The organism is Rodentibacter sp. Ppn85, from assembly GCF_001999335.1.
Taxonomy (GTDB): domain Bacteria; phylum Pseudomonadota; class Gammaproteobacteria; order Enterobacterales; family Pasteurellaceae; genus Rodentibacter.
In genome coordinates this window covers 26,848-41,554 of record NZ_MLHS01000038.1, presented here as the reverse complement: position 1 = coordinate 41,554, position 14,707 = coordinate 26,848, and the positions used below count along the sequence as shown (strand labels likewise).

Below are 14,707 nucleotides of genomic sequence, written 5' to 3'. Positions count from 1 at the left end.
TTTATCCGCCCTGCTGTTTCAAGTATAATGCCTGTATTTTTATCACATTTAGATTCAAGATTATGAGCAATCAATTCAATGTAAAAACCTTCCAAGGCATGATTCTCGCCCTACAAGATTACTGGGCAAAACAGGGGTGCACTATTGTTCAGCCGTTTGATATGGAAGTGGGGGCGGGAACGTCTCACCCGATGACAGCATTACGTGCGCTAGGCCCGGAGCCAATGGCATTCGCCTATGTACAGCCGTCCCGTCGCCCGACTGACGGTCGTTACGGCGAAAATCCAAACCGTTTGCAGCATTATTACCAATTCCAAGTGGTGATTAAACCGTCTCCGGACAATATTCAAGAGCTTTATCTCGATAGCCTGAAAATGCTTGGTTTCGATCCTACCCAAAACGATATTCGTTTTGTCGAAGATAACTGGGAAAATCCGACCCTTGGGGCGTGGGGCTTAGGCTGGGAAGTGTGGTTGAACGGAATGGAAGTGACCCAATTCACCTATTTCCAACAAGTCGGCGGTTTGGAATGTAAACCTGTGACGGGTGAAATTACCTACGGCTTAGAACGTTTGGCAATGTACATCCAAGGCGTGGACAGCGTGTACGATCTGGTTTGGTCGGACGGTCCGCTCGGCAAAACCACCTACGGTGATGTGTTCCATCAAAACGAAGTGGAACAATCCACCTATAATTTTGAATATGCCAACACGGATTTCTTATTCTACTGTTTCGATCAATATGAAAAAGAAGCCCAACAATTATTAGCGTTAGAAAAACCACTGCCGTTGCCGGCGTACGAACGCATTTTAAAAGCGGCACATAGTTTCAACTTGCTTGATGCCCGCAAAGCGATTTCCGTTACCGAACGCCAACGCTATATTTTGCGTATCCGAGCCTTAACCAAAGGCGTTGCCGAAGCCTACTACGCCAGCCGTGAAGCCCTCGGTTTCCCCGGTTGTAAAAAATAACCTGAAAATAACCGCACTTTAGAGATTGATGAAATAGGAGATAGGATGAGCGATTTTCAATATCCAAAAGATATTTATACAGAAGCCGAGCCGGATGTGAATACGCTGGCTAATCTTGGTCCATTAACCGGACTTGCGGGCATTTGGGAAGGTAAGCGTGGCTTAGATATTAACCCTAAAGCGGAAGGCGCGGAAAAAGATCCTTATATTGAACGGGTAGAGTTACAACCGATTGACGCACAAACGAACGGGCCTCAACTTTTCTATGGTTTGCGTTATCACACCCGTATTGTTCAGCCAAATGAAGTGGAAACCTTTCACGATCAAGTGGGTTATTGGTTATGGGAACCGGCAACGGGCAATATTCTCTTTACCTTAAGCATTCCGCGTGGACAAACGCTTATTGCAACCGGCAATGCACCGGCGGATGCAAAAGAATTTACCGTGAAAGCGGTGCGGGGTTCACTCACAAACGGTATTATTTCCAATCCGTTTATCGAGCAAAATTTCACCACTGAAAGTTATACGATCAAGGTTAAAATCAATGATGACGGTACTTGGTCTTACGAGCAAGATACGGTTATGCTAATCCCAAATTATGATGAACCTTTTCACCATACGGATCGCAACCGTTTAACCAAAATTGCAGAGCCAACGCCAAATCCGACCGCACTTGCGGCGCAAAAAGAAAGTGAATAATGAAACCGATTCTTTACTATGCGGAACAATGCCCGGATACCGCTCCTTTTGTGGCAGAGCTGAAACGTTTGGACGTGGATTATGAAGGAGTAGAAGTATTATCTTCTATTCCTAATTTAAAACAATGGCTGCGCTTACGAGATCGTCACTCCGCTTTTGATAATGTAAAAGCCCAAGGCTATGCGGACTTTCCTGCTTTGTTATTGGAGAATGATCGCGTTATTTTAGATGTGAATTTACTTGTGGAGAGATTTAAAAAATGATGAAAAAAATTCTAAGTGCGGTTGTTTTTGCCTGTGTTTTAACGGCTTGCAGCCAAACATCTCAAACACAAACAGCACAAATTGTTGGAAAACGAGATATGTATGGTTGTTTAGTTTCTGCCGGAGAAAGTTTCTCCTATATAAAACAACAGTGTGTATCACCAGTTAACAATGAAGAGTATCATAATCGAATGCGGGCAATTAGAACTAAAAACAGGACAATCCATAAATAATGTCTAAACAGAAAATCAGTTTTTGGCAATTTCTATTTAAAATTGGCGATGATTATTTAATGTTTCTGCGTAACCTTACTCCTGCGGTATTATTTTTATCGTTGGCTTTGTTTATGTTCAATACTGTGGAACATGCTCAATTTGATTTAGATATTAGCTTGCTGATTTTCTTTGGATTATCATCCGCATTTATCGCTTTTAGTGTAATGCTGATTAACATTGTTGGTTTCAGCAGAAAAATGCTAAAAGGGCTAAACGAATTACATAATAAAGACGACAACCGGCAAGAAACCGGCTGGGTAATGTTTAAAAACCTTTGGCAAGAAACCAACATCAAACAGCTTATTTTTTTCTTGATTGTCAATATTGTTGCAATGTTTATGGTATTCATCTTTGGTATTCGCTATGCGTTGAGTTTTTATAGCTCGATTGGAGCTTTAGCGAGCTAATAAATTATTCAGCCTTGCGAAAAATATTTAAAGGAAAGCGCTAAATTGCGAACTAATCAAACTGATATAAAGCCCAAAATTATGGCAACAAATAAATAATAATTTTAACCCACGGAATTTTTAGATAAGGGAAAAGACAATGACAACCCAAAATTTCCTCGTAGAGATCGGCACAGAAGAGCTGCCGCCAAAAGCTCTGAAAACATTAGCTACTGCTTTTTCGGATAACGTACAGGCAGAATTAAATCAAGCAGGTCTAGCATTTGATAAAATCGAATGGTTTGCGGCATCACGCCGCTTGGCCGTGAAAGTGTTAGCGCTTGCGACGCAACAATCGAGCAAAGAAATTGAAAAACGTGGGCCTGCAATATCCGCAGCGTTTGATGTCGGAGGCAACACAACCAAAGCGGCAGAAGGCTGGGCGCGTGGTTGTGGTATCACTGTGGATCAAGCGGAACGCCTTGTGACGGATAAAGGTGAATGGCTAGTTTATCGTGCGAAAATCGAAGGTCAGCCGACCAAAAATTTGCTTGGCGACATAGTGGCGAACGCTTTAGCAAAATTACCTATTCCAAAACCAATGCGTTGGGCTGACAAAACTGTGCAATTTATTCGCCCTGTTCATACTGTCACCATGTTACTTGGCGATGAACTCATTGAAGGTGAAATTTTAGGTGTGGCAAGCGGCCGTACTATTCGTGGTCACCGTTTTTTAGGGGAACGTGAGTTTGAAATTCAACACGCCGATCAATACCCGCAATTACTGAAAGAGAAAGGCTCGGTCATTGCCGATTTCAATGAACGTAAAGCAGAGATTTTGGCAAAATCGCAAGAAAACGCTGCCGCACTTGGCGGTGTGGCTGATATTGAAGAAGATTTGCTTGATGAAGTTACGTCGTTAGTGGAATATCCGAATGTATTGACGGCGAAATTTGAAGAGCGTTTTCTTGCCGTGCCGGCGGAGGCCTTAGTTTATACCATGAAAGGCGACCAAAAATATTTCCCGATTTATGACAAAGAGGGTAAATTATTACCGCACTTTATCTTCGTTTCCAATATTAATCCCGATGATCCTACAGCGATTATTGAGGGTAATGAAAAAGTTGTACGTCCACGTTTAACGGATGCAGAATTCTTCTTCAAAACCGACTTAAAACAAAAATTGGTGGATCGCTTACCATGTTTGGAAACAGTGTTGTTCCAACAACAACTCGGCACATTGCGGGATAAAACCGCTCGCATTGAGCAGTTGGCAGGTGAAATTGCAAAACAAATCGGGGCGGACGAAGCCAAAGCGAAAAGGGCTGGCTTACTCTCCAAATGTGATTTAATGACCAATATGGTGTTTGAGTTTACCGACACACAGGGGGTAATGGGGATGCATTACGCCCGTTACGACGGCGAAGATGAAGAAGTGGCAGTGGCGTTAAACGAACAATATATGCCACGTTTCTCTGGCGATGCATTGCCAAAATCTTTGGTGGCAAGTGCGGTTGCTTTGGCGGATAAATTTGACACTCTCACTGGGATTTTCGGTATCGGACAAGCTCCAAAAGGCAGTGCCGACCCGTTTGCCTTACGCCGTGCGGCATTGGGTGTATTACGCATTATCGTAGAGAAGAATTTACCTCTTGATCTTGAGGATTTAGTGCAAAAATCATCTGCATTTTTCGGTGATAAACTTACCAATGAAAATGTGGTTGCCGATGTAGTGGATTTTATGCTTGGTCGTTTCCGTGCGTGGTACCAAGACGAAGGCATTGCCGTTGATGTGATTCAAGCGGTGCTGGCCCGTCGTCCGACCAAACCGGCTGATTTTGATGCCCGTGTGCGTGCCGTATCTCATTTCCGCACCCTCGACAGTGCAGAAGCACTTGCTTCCGCCAATAAGCGTGTGAGTAATATTCTAGCGAAAGTGGAAGGTGAAATCTCATCACAAATTGACCGCACTTTATTGCTCGAAGAGGAAGAGAAAGTGCTTGCAGAGCAAGTGCTTGCATTGCAATCAGAACTTTCGCCGCTCTTTGAACAGGGTAAATATCAGGCAGCGTTAGATCGTTTGGCCGGCTTGCGCGAGGCGGTTGATAACTTTTTTGATAAAGTAATGGTCAATGCGGACGATCCAAAATTACGCCAAAATCGTTTAGCTATTTTAAATAATTTACGTAATTTGTTCTTACAAGTGGCGGATATTTCGTTACTTCAATAAGTACAAGTGCAAGGATGGTTATTTTTCAAGCGACCATCCTTTTGCTTATAGACTTAGCGTAATTATTTCTCTATAATCACCCGCGTTTCCCCCCTTAGCTCAGTTGGTTAGAGCAGGCGACTCATAATCGCTTGGTCACTGGTTCAAGTCCGGTAGGGGGGACCAAACGGACTTTTCTCTTCTTATTTCCTCTTACGTTTTCATAAACTAAACCCTTATAAATACTAGTCTTAACGCCATTTTACTTTATTTCTTCATACGTTTTCTTACGAGTTTATACGTTTACAGCAATGTTTTTTAGTAGTACATTTAGTAGTACGTTTTAGAAAGGCTAAATTTGCGTACTACTAAAACGCTCAAAACTCAATCAATACAAGGCTTGAAAACACTTTAAATCGTACTACTAAACCGATTTTTCATACTACTAAAACTCAAATAGGCGCACTGCTAAAACCAAAAAATATGGCAAGAATAACGAAACCTTTGACAAATATCGAAATAGAGCGAGCAAAGGTAAGTAAAAAAGACTATAAGCTGCTTGATGGTGGCGGTCTTTATTTAAGTGTAAAATCTACTGGCTCAAAACTATGGCGGTTTAATTATTACAAGCCTCATACCTACCCACCTAAGCGAACAGAAATTAGCTTGGGTAGATACCCCGATATTTCTTTATCACAAGCACGCAAGGTCAGAGATGAATTTTTATCATTGCTTGCACAAAATATCGATCCGCAACAATACCGGCAACAGCAAAGCGCAGAAGAGCAAGAACGGCTAATAAATACCTTGCTTGCAGTGGCAGAGAAGTGGAAAGAAAAGAAAGCGGATGAAGTTCAACCTAAAACACTTGAGAAGAATTGGGGACGACTTGAAAAACACCTATTCCCAAAGCTAGGCAGTATGCCCATATCTACTATCACACCTAAGTTAGTGATTGAGACATTAACTCCACTCAAGGAGCGTGACATAAATGACACTCTTCAACGGGTGATCCGTTTACTTAATGAAATTCTAAATTTTGCCGTAAATGGTGGCTTGATTGAGTTTAATAAGTGCGTAAATGTGGCATCAAGTTTTAGTGCGCCCACCAGCGAGAACAATCCCACTATCCGCCCTGAATTATTGCCTGAATTTCTTTCTGATTTACGAGATAGCAACAGCTCAATGCAAGTAAAGCTATTAATCAAATGGCAACTATTAACCATGGTGCGCCCTAAAGAAGCGGTGAGTGCTGAATGGGCGGAAATTGATTTTAATCAAAAGCTATGGGCTATTCCTGCCGAGAAGATGAAAGGCGGTAAGCGTGGCCATATCGTCCCGTTATCTACCCAAGCTATGCAACTGTTAGACAAGATGAAAAAGCTCACTGCTGGCGAGCAATATATCTTTCAAAGTGAGATGAAAGCCAACCAAGCAATGAACCCACAAACCGCAAATAGGGCGATTAAATTGATCGCTGGTGGCAAATATGCCGGCAAACTTGCCGCCCACGGTTTACGCAGTATTGCCAGCACTTATCTAAATGAACAACTGATTAATTATGACGTGGTGGAGGCTTGTTTATCTCATATCATCGCCGACCAAACCCGAAAAGCCTATAACCGTTCTGATTACCTAGAACAGCGTATAGAAGTTATGCAGCTATGGGGCGATTATGTAGAACGTTGTTCTTTGTCGCTGGTGGATATTTAGAAAAAGTGCGGCTGGCATTTACCTCTTTTATTTACTGTATAAAAACACATTGAAACGCATAAAAACGTATGAAATAATAAGAACCAGTAAAAACTAACAAGCCGAACAGGTGCGACTAGGCGGGGCGTAATTAACCACGCTGAAAGATAGTAACCCTTATTGCTATTTGTCGCACTTCCTCAAATAAGGGCAACGTTAAGGGGCGTTTTATGACTTCAAATAGTGAAGAACAGCAAGATGAATTTGTAAGTATTTTTGATTTGCTTAAATTTGTTAATTCCCAAAATATCATCAATGCGACTTATCAAATTATTTCTATCCTTGAGGAAACTGGAAAGAATGTATGTGTTTATGAAAGACACAATGGAATTAAACCAAGATTAACCATTCAAAAAGAATCGCTAAGAGATTATCTATTCTCAATAAATAAAAACCAAGGCTACAAAATAGATGAAGAAATTCCGTTCTAGGAATAGGGAGATGGCATGTTGATCGAAGAATGGCAAGCAAAAAGACTATATGTAAATAAATCTGAATTGGAAAACGCATTGGGCATTAAACTTGACGGAGTAAAAACGCAAAAATTCACTTTTAAAAGGGAGCTAATGGTTGAATTACGGCCTTATTGTTCTATGGCTTATTTTGGCGAAGTGGAATCAGTCGCACTATTGCTAGGTTTAAATCCAACTAAGTTTAATCGCCATAAACATGATAGCTATTACCCAATTTATCGAGCTTTAAAATCTGCTATAGAAACGGGGGAATTAAAAAATAGTGATGTTCTTTACCCTGAAAGTATAGATGAAAGTCTATCAATAGGTCATGTAGAATTAGAAAAGTGGGCGAAACACTACGGCTATAAATGGGAATTACCGCCTTATAATCCGATGATTTCAAGTATTGATGAAAATCACCCTAAATCCGATCAAGGAAAAGACCGCAACGTAGAAGAATTACAAGCCAAAATCACCGAGCTTGAAAACCAATTACAGGCTCAGCAAAGTGCGGCCAATTCCCAAGAAGTTTTACCAGTAAGCAATCTTGATGAAAACTACAATCCAACCGAGCGGGAAACGCATTTGTTAATGATTGACGCAATGGCGAAATTACTCACAAATCAAAACTTTAATGTGAATAAATATATCAGAGGTAAAAATATCAACAAAAAACAAATTAGCGAGGATGTAACAGAGCATATCACGGAAGTTTTGAACACACCGGAAACCAAATCAAGATCACTGGAAACTATTAGAAAACGACTTGATGAGGCTTTAAAACTTAATGAACAGGCGGATTAATTCCGCCTTTTTTCTTGCCTGTAAAAACTTACCAAATTTTTTATAACTTACCAAAATTCAGCTAAGCCAATCACCACAAGGCTTTATCCCACTTACCAAAATAACTTACCAACAAATTTTGGTAACTTACCACCTTTACAAATCTTTCAATAGTTTAATGACAGCGTTCAAAAACAAACTTCAATACAGGAGAACGCAAGAATGGAAACATTAAACAAAGACCAATCTATCACCCCTTCAACAAAACAGCTTTTAGATCTTGAAGATGTACGAGCTATCACTGGCTTTTCTGCCACCACCATTTACAAACACGTTAAAGATGGCATTTTTCCACAGCCGAAAAAGTGCGGTCGTTCTACCCGTTGGCGATTAGCCGACATTCAAGCCTATATCAATTCATAAGGCGGCATTATGGAAACCATCAACACCACCAGCACTTATGAACAGCAGATGTTTATTTTGCGGAGCTTAGAGGAACGACCACATAGCACCCACGAATTAAGAGCCAAAGGGATTTATTACCCACCGGCACGAATCAAGGAGCTACGGGATAAAGGTTACTTGATTGATACCTTTTATCGAGATGAAACCGATTCAAGCGGATTAACTCACCGTGTGGGCGTTTATGTATTACACCAAAATGAAGTGAGCCAAAATCCTTAATTTAACGAGCATAGAGCGATTTTCACAATGAACAATGCAATGACACCAACCCAAGAGAGAAAACAACACAGTGCAACGCTGGCGGGCATTGAGGATATGATTAGCCGTATTGAGGCATTTTCAAGTTCAGCCGTTACCGGCAAGGCATCAACTCTTAACCCTGACGGCACAAAAACACCGATGAAACCTAATGAGGTTTTTGACTTGATTAATGAGATGGCCAACCTTGCCTTAATGGATATTCAAGTACTACACCAAGAATTTGAACGATTGACTACCAGCGATAAAAAACGAGGTGAATTAGTTTATTTGCCGTTGGTGGACGTTAAGGGAGATTTAAGGCAATGACCGAACAAGCAAACACCACTCAAGAAAACGACAGCCAAGAAAAGCCAACACTGCAGCAAGCAAGGGAATATTTAGAACGGATTATTTCCATTGCCGGCAAGATGGCAAAGGGAACACCGCTAAAAGACAACATCACAGACAAGGAAATATGGGCAACTATCCACCGGCACTTAGGCAATGTAGATCGCTTGATTGAAATAGCACAAGAGCAGTTAAGGGAGGTTTAGGGCAATGAGTTACGGGCGAGCCATACGGGAAGAGTTTGCGAAAACCTATGCACGAATAGGCAATGCTACCCACGCTTTAAAACAGGTTTTAGGGGAAGAACGAGCCGACAAAATGAAACCTCACACGTTACGAGCCAAAGTCAGCGAATTATTTAACGATTACCGCACACAGGCTTTGATTGAGTTTGAGAAAGCGGAAACGCTATCACGTCGGGAAAGATTGCCCCGTTACAGGAAACCCACAGTAAGAACGGATTTAATGACTGATGAGGCGCGAAAGGTTATTCAAAATGAGCGCTCCCAACACTATGACCCACTGGCTCAAATTAAAGCAATGCGCCAACAGTTACTAAGCCGAGTAAGTAAGAAAATGCGGCGTGCTTTAAGGGCGAAAAGGTAAATAAAGATCCACTCCGAAAACGCTAAGAAGCTTGACGGATTGTGACAGAAAGTGATCACAAAATGATACCAAACCGATCCGCAAATCAACGTATTTTTAAGGAAGATCCCCCAGCAAAAGTTAACATTTCAAGGATAAAAAAATGAAATGCGCCATAGCAAAACACAATGATTTACTGCTGAAACAAGCAATCAATCACTACCGGAAATCATCCAATACGTTCACGTTTTTAAGCCTATACAGCGACTTTGAGCTGAGGTGGTGGACGTAATAAAACACAAGATAAACGATTTAGAGAGCGAATTAGAGCCGTGGCGAAAGTTAGGGCGAGAGAATGAAGCCTTAGAAACCCAACTTTACGCCTTAAAACGACAACTTAAACGAATGGAACAACGACAAGGAGAAATGACAGATGAACACTAAAACCGAAATTACCGCACTTTTACCCATTGAAGAAACCACCTACAAAGGCATTACAACCTATCACGTTGATGCAAGAACCTTACACGGATTTTTAGAAAATAAAACCCGTTTTAATGATTGGTTTAAACGTTTGGTTGATGAATATGACTTTATCGAAAATGAAGATTTTTGCGTGATAAATTTATCACGCAAAAAATCAAAATCACCGAATTTATTTTACTCAAATTTGAGTAAAAAAGATGAACGAGGACGCAAGCCCATTGAGTACAAAATTTCACTTGATATGGCAAAAGAAATTTCCATGGTGGATAAAAGTTATCAAGGTAAACGGGCAAGACGTTATTTCATCGCCTGTGAAAAACGATTAAGTGAAATTGCACCGGATATTCATCAACAAGAATTAGCCCGTTGGAAACAAAGCCGAGAACTAGCGAAATCCCCGTTTAAATCAATGAATAATGCCCTTGAACGAATGAGAGCACGGCATGGCAAGCTGACCGCAAGAAATCACTATATCAACGAAATCAATATGCTAACAGGCATTGTGTTAAAGCAGAGCGTGAAACGATTCAAAGCCGAGCGAAATATTCAAGGCGATGTGCGAGAACACCTAAATGCAAGCCAGCTTGAACGATTGGAATATTTAGAACGGGCAAATGAAATGTTACTAGATAACGATATTCACGACTTTGAAGAACGCCGATTTAAATTACAGTCAATGCTATCTAATCGTTTTGAGAAATTGGCAGCATAGGAGAACCGAAAATGAACACTAACCAAGCCAAAACCGAAATCACCGCCCTACTTGCTCACCCTTTGAATTTATTTGAGGGCGTTGAGGGCATTAACGCCCGTGATGTTCACCGACTTTTGAAAGTGGGGCGTGATTATTCAAACTGGATTAAAGCCCGAATTAAACAAGCTGGCTTTGTTGAAAATCAAGATTTTGCTTTTGCAGATATAGATTTACCAAAATCAAACAGCTTAGAAAATAAACAGTTTACGCCAAAATTGGCGGAAACTATTGTGAGTTCGATTGATGAAAAATCAGGGGGTTATAAGCCAAAAGTAGGAAGACCGGAAGCACATATCATCATAACAATTGATATGGCAAAACACCTTTGCCTAATGGAGAAAAACGAAATCGGGCGAGCTATCCGCCAGCACTTTATCGAGGCAGAGAAACAGCTCAAACAGGTTGCGCCAAAGGTTTATAAAAACACCTTAGCCAAAACCCAAGCAAGGTTAGAAGCTATCGACCATAACCGAGAAATGACGGACGCAATCCAAGCCTATTATCAACGCCAAGGAAAAGCCCTAAAACCGCACCATTTCAGCATTAATCATGAACTGGTAGGATAGCCTTGTCTTAGGTGAGAACGTACGACAGTGGAAAGCTAAGCACGGAATTTTAGGCAAAGTGCGAGATAGTTTTAATATAAATCAGATGACTTTACTTAAACTCTTATTAAAAACCAATGCAAGCCTTATCAATTTAGATATGCCGTATCAAGAACGCAAGGCGCAGTTGCAGAAATTAAGCCAGCGTTATTTAAGCGAGCAGTTAGCTGCATAGGGGGGAATAATGACAAGAAAAAAGCCCCGAACCCGAATAACCAACCATTCAGAGCTTTTAATTCCGCACAGTGCGAACAAATCCAAGCCAAATTACAGCATTGTGCGATTTATTAGCAATTTATTAACAACAGTGAGCACAGGGGGAAATATGAGCGAGAACGGCGCAGACAAAGCAGGACAAACAATCTCAACCGGAATTAAATTCTTTTTGTGTTGTGGTGGCATTGCACTATTAGCGGTGGCTTTTACCTTTGGATATTACCTCATTAAATAGGAGCGGAAATGCACGAGGAAATCATCCAATTTTTAATGTTTATCAGCCTTTTGATTATCGCTTTCAGTTTTGCCGGATAAACACCAATGAAACGCAAGCACAAACCCATTTATAACGTTACCGGCACAACCCACACAGGCAATCAAGAGAATATCGCCAAGTTTGATAACAAGGCGAAAATTCTAAAAGGCTTGAGGCAACAAGGGCTAGATTTTGAGCGTTATCAATCGATCACCATTACCAAAACTACCCTAATTATTTATGAGACAAAATCCCTATCAGAAACATAGGGATAGATTGTTATCTATGGTAAAATACACAATAATTCTGAAAGATTTTAGAGGTTACATTTATGATCGTAAAAGGCAGTAAACAACACATTGTCAAAAGCGGTAAATATCAAGCCAAACTCACAGAAATCAAAAACATTAAGAGTGGCTATGGCGAACGCATGGCTTTCGTTTTTGAAATTGTAAATGGCATAATATATCAAGGAACAAAACTAATCCGCACTTGTACCCCAATATTAAAACCAAATAGCAATCTAAACGAAATTATTCAAAGCCTAAACCATAAACCGCTTACCCCAGAACAAATTTATAAGGGCATTGATATTACTCAATTTCAAGGGAATGAATATCAAATTAAGGTAAGCAAGCGTGCAAGCAAAAATGGCTTTTATTACAGCCATATCGAACAAATAATCTAATTCTTTTCGTAAAACATAACCAAAAAGCAGAGGCTAAAAGGTATGGTAAAAAAGATAAAATACTCAAGTCAGTATTTCCAAGCTGGCTTATCTCTTCTTAAACGAGTAGCAAGCAAAGGTGATTTTAGATTATTGGCAGCAATGATCATCTTAACCCGTTTTGCTAATGGCGTTCCCAAAACTGAAACAGAAAAACCTTTTAGCATTACCTATGCGGGCGCAAAAGCAATCAGTGAAAATCTAAATTGCCGATGGGAAACCGGTAAACACCTTCAATCCGAACTTCTGTTAAATGGTTACATTACCAAGCTCCGCCAAGCAAAGGGGAAAATATACAAAATCAACTATAAAACCTTAAATCTTCACTTGCCAGTTACTTTGGTTGATAGCCTTAATGGGGCAACTTCAATCATATATCGTTTAAATCATGCAGAAAACTATTCTGAGAGTGAAAAGATAGATTGCCTAATGTTTCTATTAACCTGTTATAAAAATCTTTCTATGAGTGTTTTAGGTGGGTTGTATGGCATGCTTCAAGAATGGCACACCGAAACTACAAACTACGATCATTTCAATAAAGTGATTAAACTTTCTGCTTTTAACGTTAAACCAATGCAAGCCTATAATTCATTCACAGCAGATTGCCTAAATACCCCCGAACTTGAACTGGATAATGATCAAATAGAGCGATTTTGGAAGACAGTAGAAAAAACAAGACAACTTGGACTTATCTATCAAGTCATTGTATTGCGTGCGGTTATGAATGAAGGGTCTAAGTTTCTGTTCACCATACGAATAAACGACTATCACGCCAACCAATCCGATTTTTCATATATCAATATAGCAATGGACAGCAACATCGCTTACTACGGCAACAAAGATTTTAATTATGATTATGAAGATGTGCTGTTTGAGCCTGAAATGAATTTAAACGATAGCACAATAGGCGAAAAAGTTATTAGGCTCACACTTCCCAATTTATCAGATGTTCATTATGAAGTTTTAACCATCTACCGCCCCCGTTTTCGATTTTCTCACCCTGACATAGCACTTTGGCAGAAACAGGAAGAAGAGAACATCACGAATTTTCTTGAAGAAGTAGAGAGTATTTTGGGCTAACTTTTACTTTTTTATCCGATTTTTCATCCTAAAAATAACCCTATAAAAAACAATGGGAAGACATATAAGTAGAATGTAAACATAACGTAAACATATAACTAGAATCTAATAATATAAGTAGAATGTAAAATATAAGTAGGGCTATCGTCGAAAAGAAAAAAATTCATAAGTGAAAAAAGCTCACAGGTGGAAAAGCTCACTCAGAGAAAGTGATTTCCACTATTGCTAAAAATGACAGTCCATCTGTTCAAAATGAACATGGCTTAAAATCAAAAAGAAAAAATCTTCACAAACCACTTTACAAAGTTCGGTCAATTTTGGCATTATTCCCACGCAATCTGAAAAAGAGATTGCCGAGCGTAGGAAACTCGAAAATTTAGCAATTGGCGAACAGTAACACGCCTTTGAACCGTGTTATTTTTGTTTGTAGCACCCACACACCTAAAATAAGCCAATAGGCTTGTTCTCAATGGTAGTGTAACGGGCAGCCGAAAGGCTGATCGCTTTCCAATTGTGGCGATATTTCCTACCCCGTTACGCTACCGCCCAAACCGTAGGAAAGTTTAGCGGTAGCCCTCAAATTTAACAATTGGAGCTATCAGCAATGATCTACAAATTCATGTTTACCGGCTCACGCTTGCGCGTGGCTGTTTATGCCAATTCTCTTAACGAAGCTTTAACTCGTTTACCAAAATCCCACCATCGCCCCGCTTTAGTCTCGAGAGTTAAGGGGGCTTGCTATGCCTAGTAAAACCTCAATCCCATACACCTTAGACGACAAAGCCCAAGCCCATTTAAAGAATGCGACTAATACCCTATGGCAGGCTTATAGCATTGTAGATTTATTAGTAAACAGTGCTGATTTAGACAATGACGATATGCCAGCATTAATTTCAGCCTTACGAGGTGCAGCCGAATTAATGAGCAACGGATTAAATGATTTAGGGGAGGTGTAAGATGAGTAAATTATTCTTGATTAAAAAAGCGGTTGAAGGTAGTATCTGTGGCACTACAACCAAAGACGGCAGCCGCAGCCGTTATTCAAGCGGTATTTTTTTACCTCAAATTCCTTTCAAGGGGTATGCGCCAATTCCGCACACCCTAATTTATCGAATTTGCGGTAAGGGCGACACGTGGAAATAAGGCTTTACG

25 protein-coding genes and 1 tRNA gene are annotated in these 14,707 nt (G+C 40.3%); all 26 read left to right on the top strand.

Annotated elements, in window-relative coordinates; genetic code table 11:
* Positions 1-62 precede the first annotated feature (62 nt).
* Positions 63-971, top strand: a complete 909-nt coding sequence (gene glyQ / locus BKL51_RS06985; RefSeq protein ID WP_077466004.1) for a glycine--tRNA ligase subunit alpha — start codon at positions 63-65, stop codon at positions 969-971.
* 45 nt (positions 972-1,016) lie between these two features.
* Positions 1,017-1,670: an FABP family protein gene (locus BKL51_RS06980; protein ID WP_077466003.1), complete on the top strand. Its 654-nt coding sequence runs from the start codon at positions 1,017-1,019 to the stop codon at positions 1,668-1,670.
* A complete protein-coding gene (locus tag BKL51_RS06975; protein WP_077466002.1) occupies positions 1,670-1,933 on the top strand; it encodes a hypothetical protein in 264 nt (87 codons plus the stop codon). The genes BKL51_RS06980 and BKL51_RS06975 overlap by 1 nt, the downstream gene beginning before the upstream one ends.
* Positions 1,930-2,166: a hypothetical protein gene (locus BKL51_RS06970; RefSeq protein WP_077466001.1), complete on the top strand. Its 237-nt coding sequence runs from the start codon at positions 1,930-1,932 to the stop codon at positions 2,164-2,166. Before BKL51_RS06975 ends, BKL51_RS06970 begins: the two co-directional genes overlap by 4 nt.
* Positions 2,166-2,615 carry a hypothetical protein gene (locus tag BKL51_RS06965; RefSeq protein WP_077466000.1) on the top strand — a complete coding sequence of 150 codons (450 nt, stop codon included), beginning with the start codon at positions 2,166-2,168 and terminating at the stop codon, positions 2,613-2,615. Before BKL51_RS06970 ends, BKL51_RS06965 begins: the two co-directional genes overlap by 1 nt.
* Positions 2,616-2,754: 139 nt before the next feature.
* Entirely contained in the window at positions 2,755-4,824 is a 2,070-nt protein-coding gene (glyS, locus tag BKL51_RS06960; RefSeq protein ID WP_077465999.1) for a glycine--tRNA ligase subunit beta, read from the top strand.
* An 88-nt stretch (positions 4,825-4,912) separates the two neighbouring features.
* Positions 4,913-4,989: transfer RNA gene (locus BKL51_RS06955), tRNA-Ile, on the top strand.
* A 318-nt stretch (positions 4,990-5,307) separates the two neighbouring features.
* Positions 5,308-6,516, top strand: a complete 1,209-nt coding sequence (locus BKL51_RS06950) for a tyrosine-type recombinase/integrase (RefSeq protein ID WP_369801911.1) — start codon at positions 5,308-5,310, stop codon at positions 6,514-6,516.
* A 209-nt stretch (positions 6,517-6,725) separates the two neighbouring features.
* Positions 6,726-6,986 (top strand): hypothetical protein, encoded by a 261-nt coding sequence (locus BKL51_RS06945; protein WP_077465997.1) that lies wholly within the window; start codon positions 6,726-6,728, stop codon positions 6,984-6,986.
* A 15-nt stretch (positions 6,987-7,001) separates the two neighbouring features.
* Positions 7,002-7,814, top strand: a complete 813-nt coding sequence (locus BKL51_RS06940) for a hypothetical protein (protein ID WP_077465996.1) — start codon at positions 7,002-7,004, stop codon at positions 7,812-7,814.
* Positions 7,815-8,015: 201 nt separating this feature from the next.
* Entirely contained in the window at positions 8,016-8,216 is a 201-nt protein-coding gene (locus tag BKL51_RS06935) for an AlpA family transcriptional regulator (RefSeq protein ID WP_077465995.1), read from the top strand.
* A gap of 9 nt (positions 8,217-8,225) precedes the next feature.
* Complete coding sequence (locus BKL51_RS06930; RefSeq protein WP_077465994.1) at positions 8,226-8,477, top strand: helix-turn-helix domain-containing protein; 252 nt, start codon at positions 8,226-8,228, stop codon at positions 8,475-8,477.
* A gap of 39 nt (positions 8,478-8,516) precedes the next feature.
* Positions 8,517-8,825, top strand: coding sequence for a hypothetical protein (locus tag BKL51_RS06925; RefSeq protein WP_077465993.1), 309 nt, complete (start codon positions 8,517-8,519; stop codon positions 8,823-8,825).
* A complete protein-coding gene (locus tag BKL51_RS06920) occupies positions 8,822-9,052 on the top strand; it encodes a hypothetical protein (RefSeq protein WP_077465992.1) in 231 nt (76 codons plus the stop codon). Before BKL51_RS06925 ends, BKL51_RS06920 begins: the two co-directional genes overlap by 4 nt.
* Before the next feature lie 4 nt (positions 9,053-9,056).
* A complete protein-coding gene (locus BKL51_RS06915) occupies positions 9,057-9,452 on the top strand; it encodes a hypothetical protein (protein ID WP_077465991.1) in 396 nt (131 codons plus the stop codon).
* Between the two features lie 261 nt (positions 9,453-9,713).
* Positions 9,714-9,875 (top strand): hypothetical protein, encoded by a 162-nt coding sequence (locus BKL51_RS12105; RefSeq protein ID WP_233127098.1) that lies wholly within the window; start codon positions 9,714-9,716, stop codon positions 9,873-9,875.
* Positions 9,865-10,629 carry an antA/AntB antirepressor family protein gene (locus BKL51_RS06905; RefSeq protein WP_077465990.1) on the top strand — a complete coding sequence of 255 codons (765 nt, stop codon included), beginning with the start codon at positions 9,865-9,867 and terminating at the stop codon, positions 10,627-10,629. The genes BKL51_RS12105 and BKL51_RS06905 overlap by 11 nt, the downstream gene beginning before the upstream one ends.
* Before the next feature lie 11 nt (positions 10,630-10,640).
* Complete coding sequence (locus BKL51_RS06900; RefSeq protein WP_233127097.1) at positions 10,641-11,237, top strand: antA/AntB antirepressor family protein; 597 nt, start codon at positions 10,641-10,643, stop codon at positions 11,235-11,237.
* Positions 11,238-11,322: 85 nt separating this feature from the next.
* Entirely contained in the window at positions 11,323-11,451 is a 129-nt protein-coding gene (locus BKL51_RS12260; RefSeq protein WP_255372288.1) for a hypothetical protein, read from the top strand.
* A gap of 9 nt (positions 11,452-11,460) precedes the next feature.
* Positions 11,461-11,727, top strand: a complete 267-nt coding sequence (locus BKL51_RS11970; RefSeq protein ID WP_077465989.1) for a hypothetical protein — start codon at positions 11,461-11,463, stop codon at positions 11,725-11,727.
* 86 nt (positions 11,728-11,813) lie between these two features.
* Positions 11,814-12,017 (top strand): hypothetical protein, encoded by a 204-nt coding sequence (locus tag BKL51_RS06890; RefSeq protein ID WP_077465988.1) that lies wholly within the window; start codon positions 11,814-11,816, stop codon positions 12,015-12,017.
* Between the two features lie 62 nt (positions 12,018-12,079).
* A complete protein-coding gene (locus BKL51_RS06885) occupies positions 12,080-12,436 on the top strand; it encodes a hypothetical protein (RefSeq protein WP_077465987.1) in 357 nt (118 codons plus the stop codon).
* Positions 12,437-12,478: 42 nt separating this feature from the next.
* Complete coding sequence (locus tag BKL51_RS06880; protein WP_077465986.1) at positions 12,479-13,555, top strand: hypothetical protein; 1,077 nt, start codon at positions 12,479-12,481, stop codon at positions 13,553-13,555.
* Between the two features lie 604 nt (positions 13,556-14,159).
* Positions 14,160-14,303 carry a hypothetical protein gene (locus BKL51_RS11870; protein ID WP_158074920.1) on the top strand — a complete coding sequence of 48 codons (144 nt, stop codon included), beginning with the start codon at positions 14,160-14,162 and terminating at the stop codon, positions 14,301-14,303.
* Entirely contained in the window at positions 14,296-14,511 is a 216-nt protein-coding gene (locus BKL51_RS06875; RefSeq protein ID WP_077465985.1) for a hypothetical protein, read from the top strand. The genes BKL51_RS11870 and BKL51_RS06875 overlap by 8 nt, the downstream gene beginning before the upstream one ends.
* A 1-nt stretch (position 14,512) precedes the next feature.
* Positions 14,513-14,698: a hypothetical protein gene (locus BKL51_RS12100; protein WP_233127096.1), complete on the top strand. Its 186-nt coding sequence runs from the start codon at positions 14,513-14,515 to the stop codon at positions 14,696-14,698.
* The last annotated feature ends 9 nt before the right edge of the window (positions 14,699-14,707 follow it).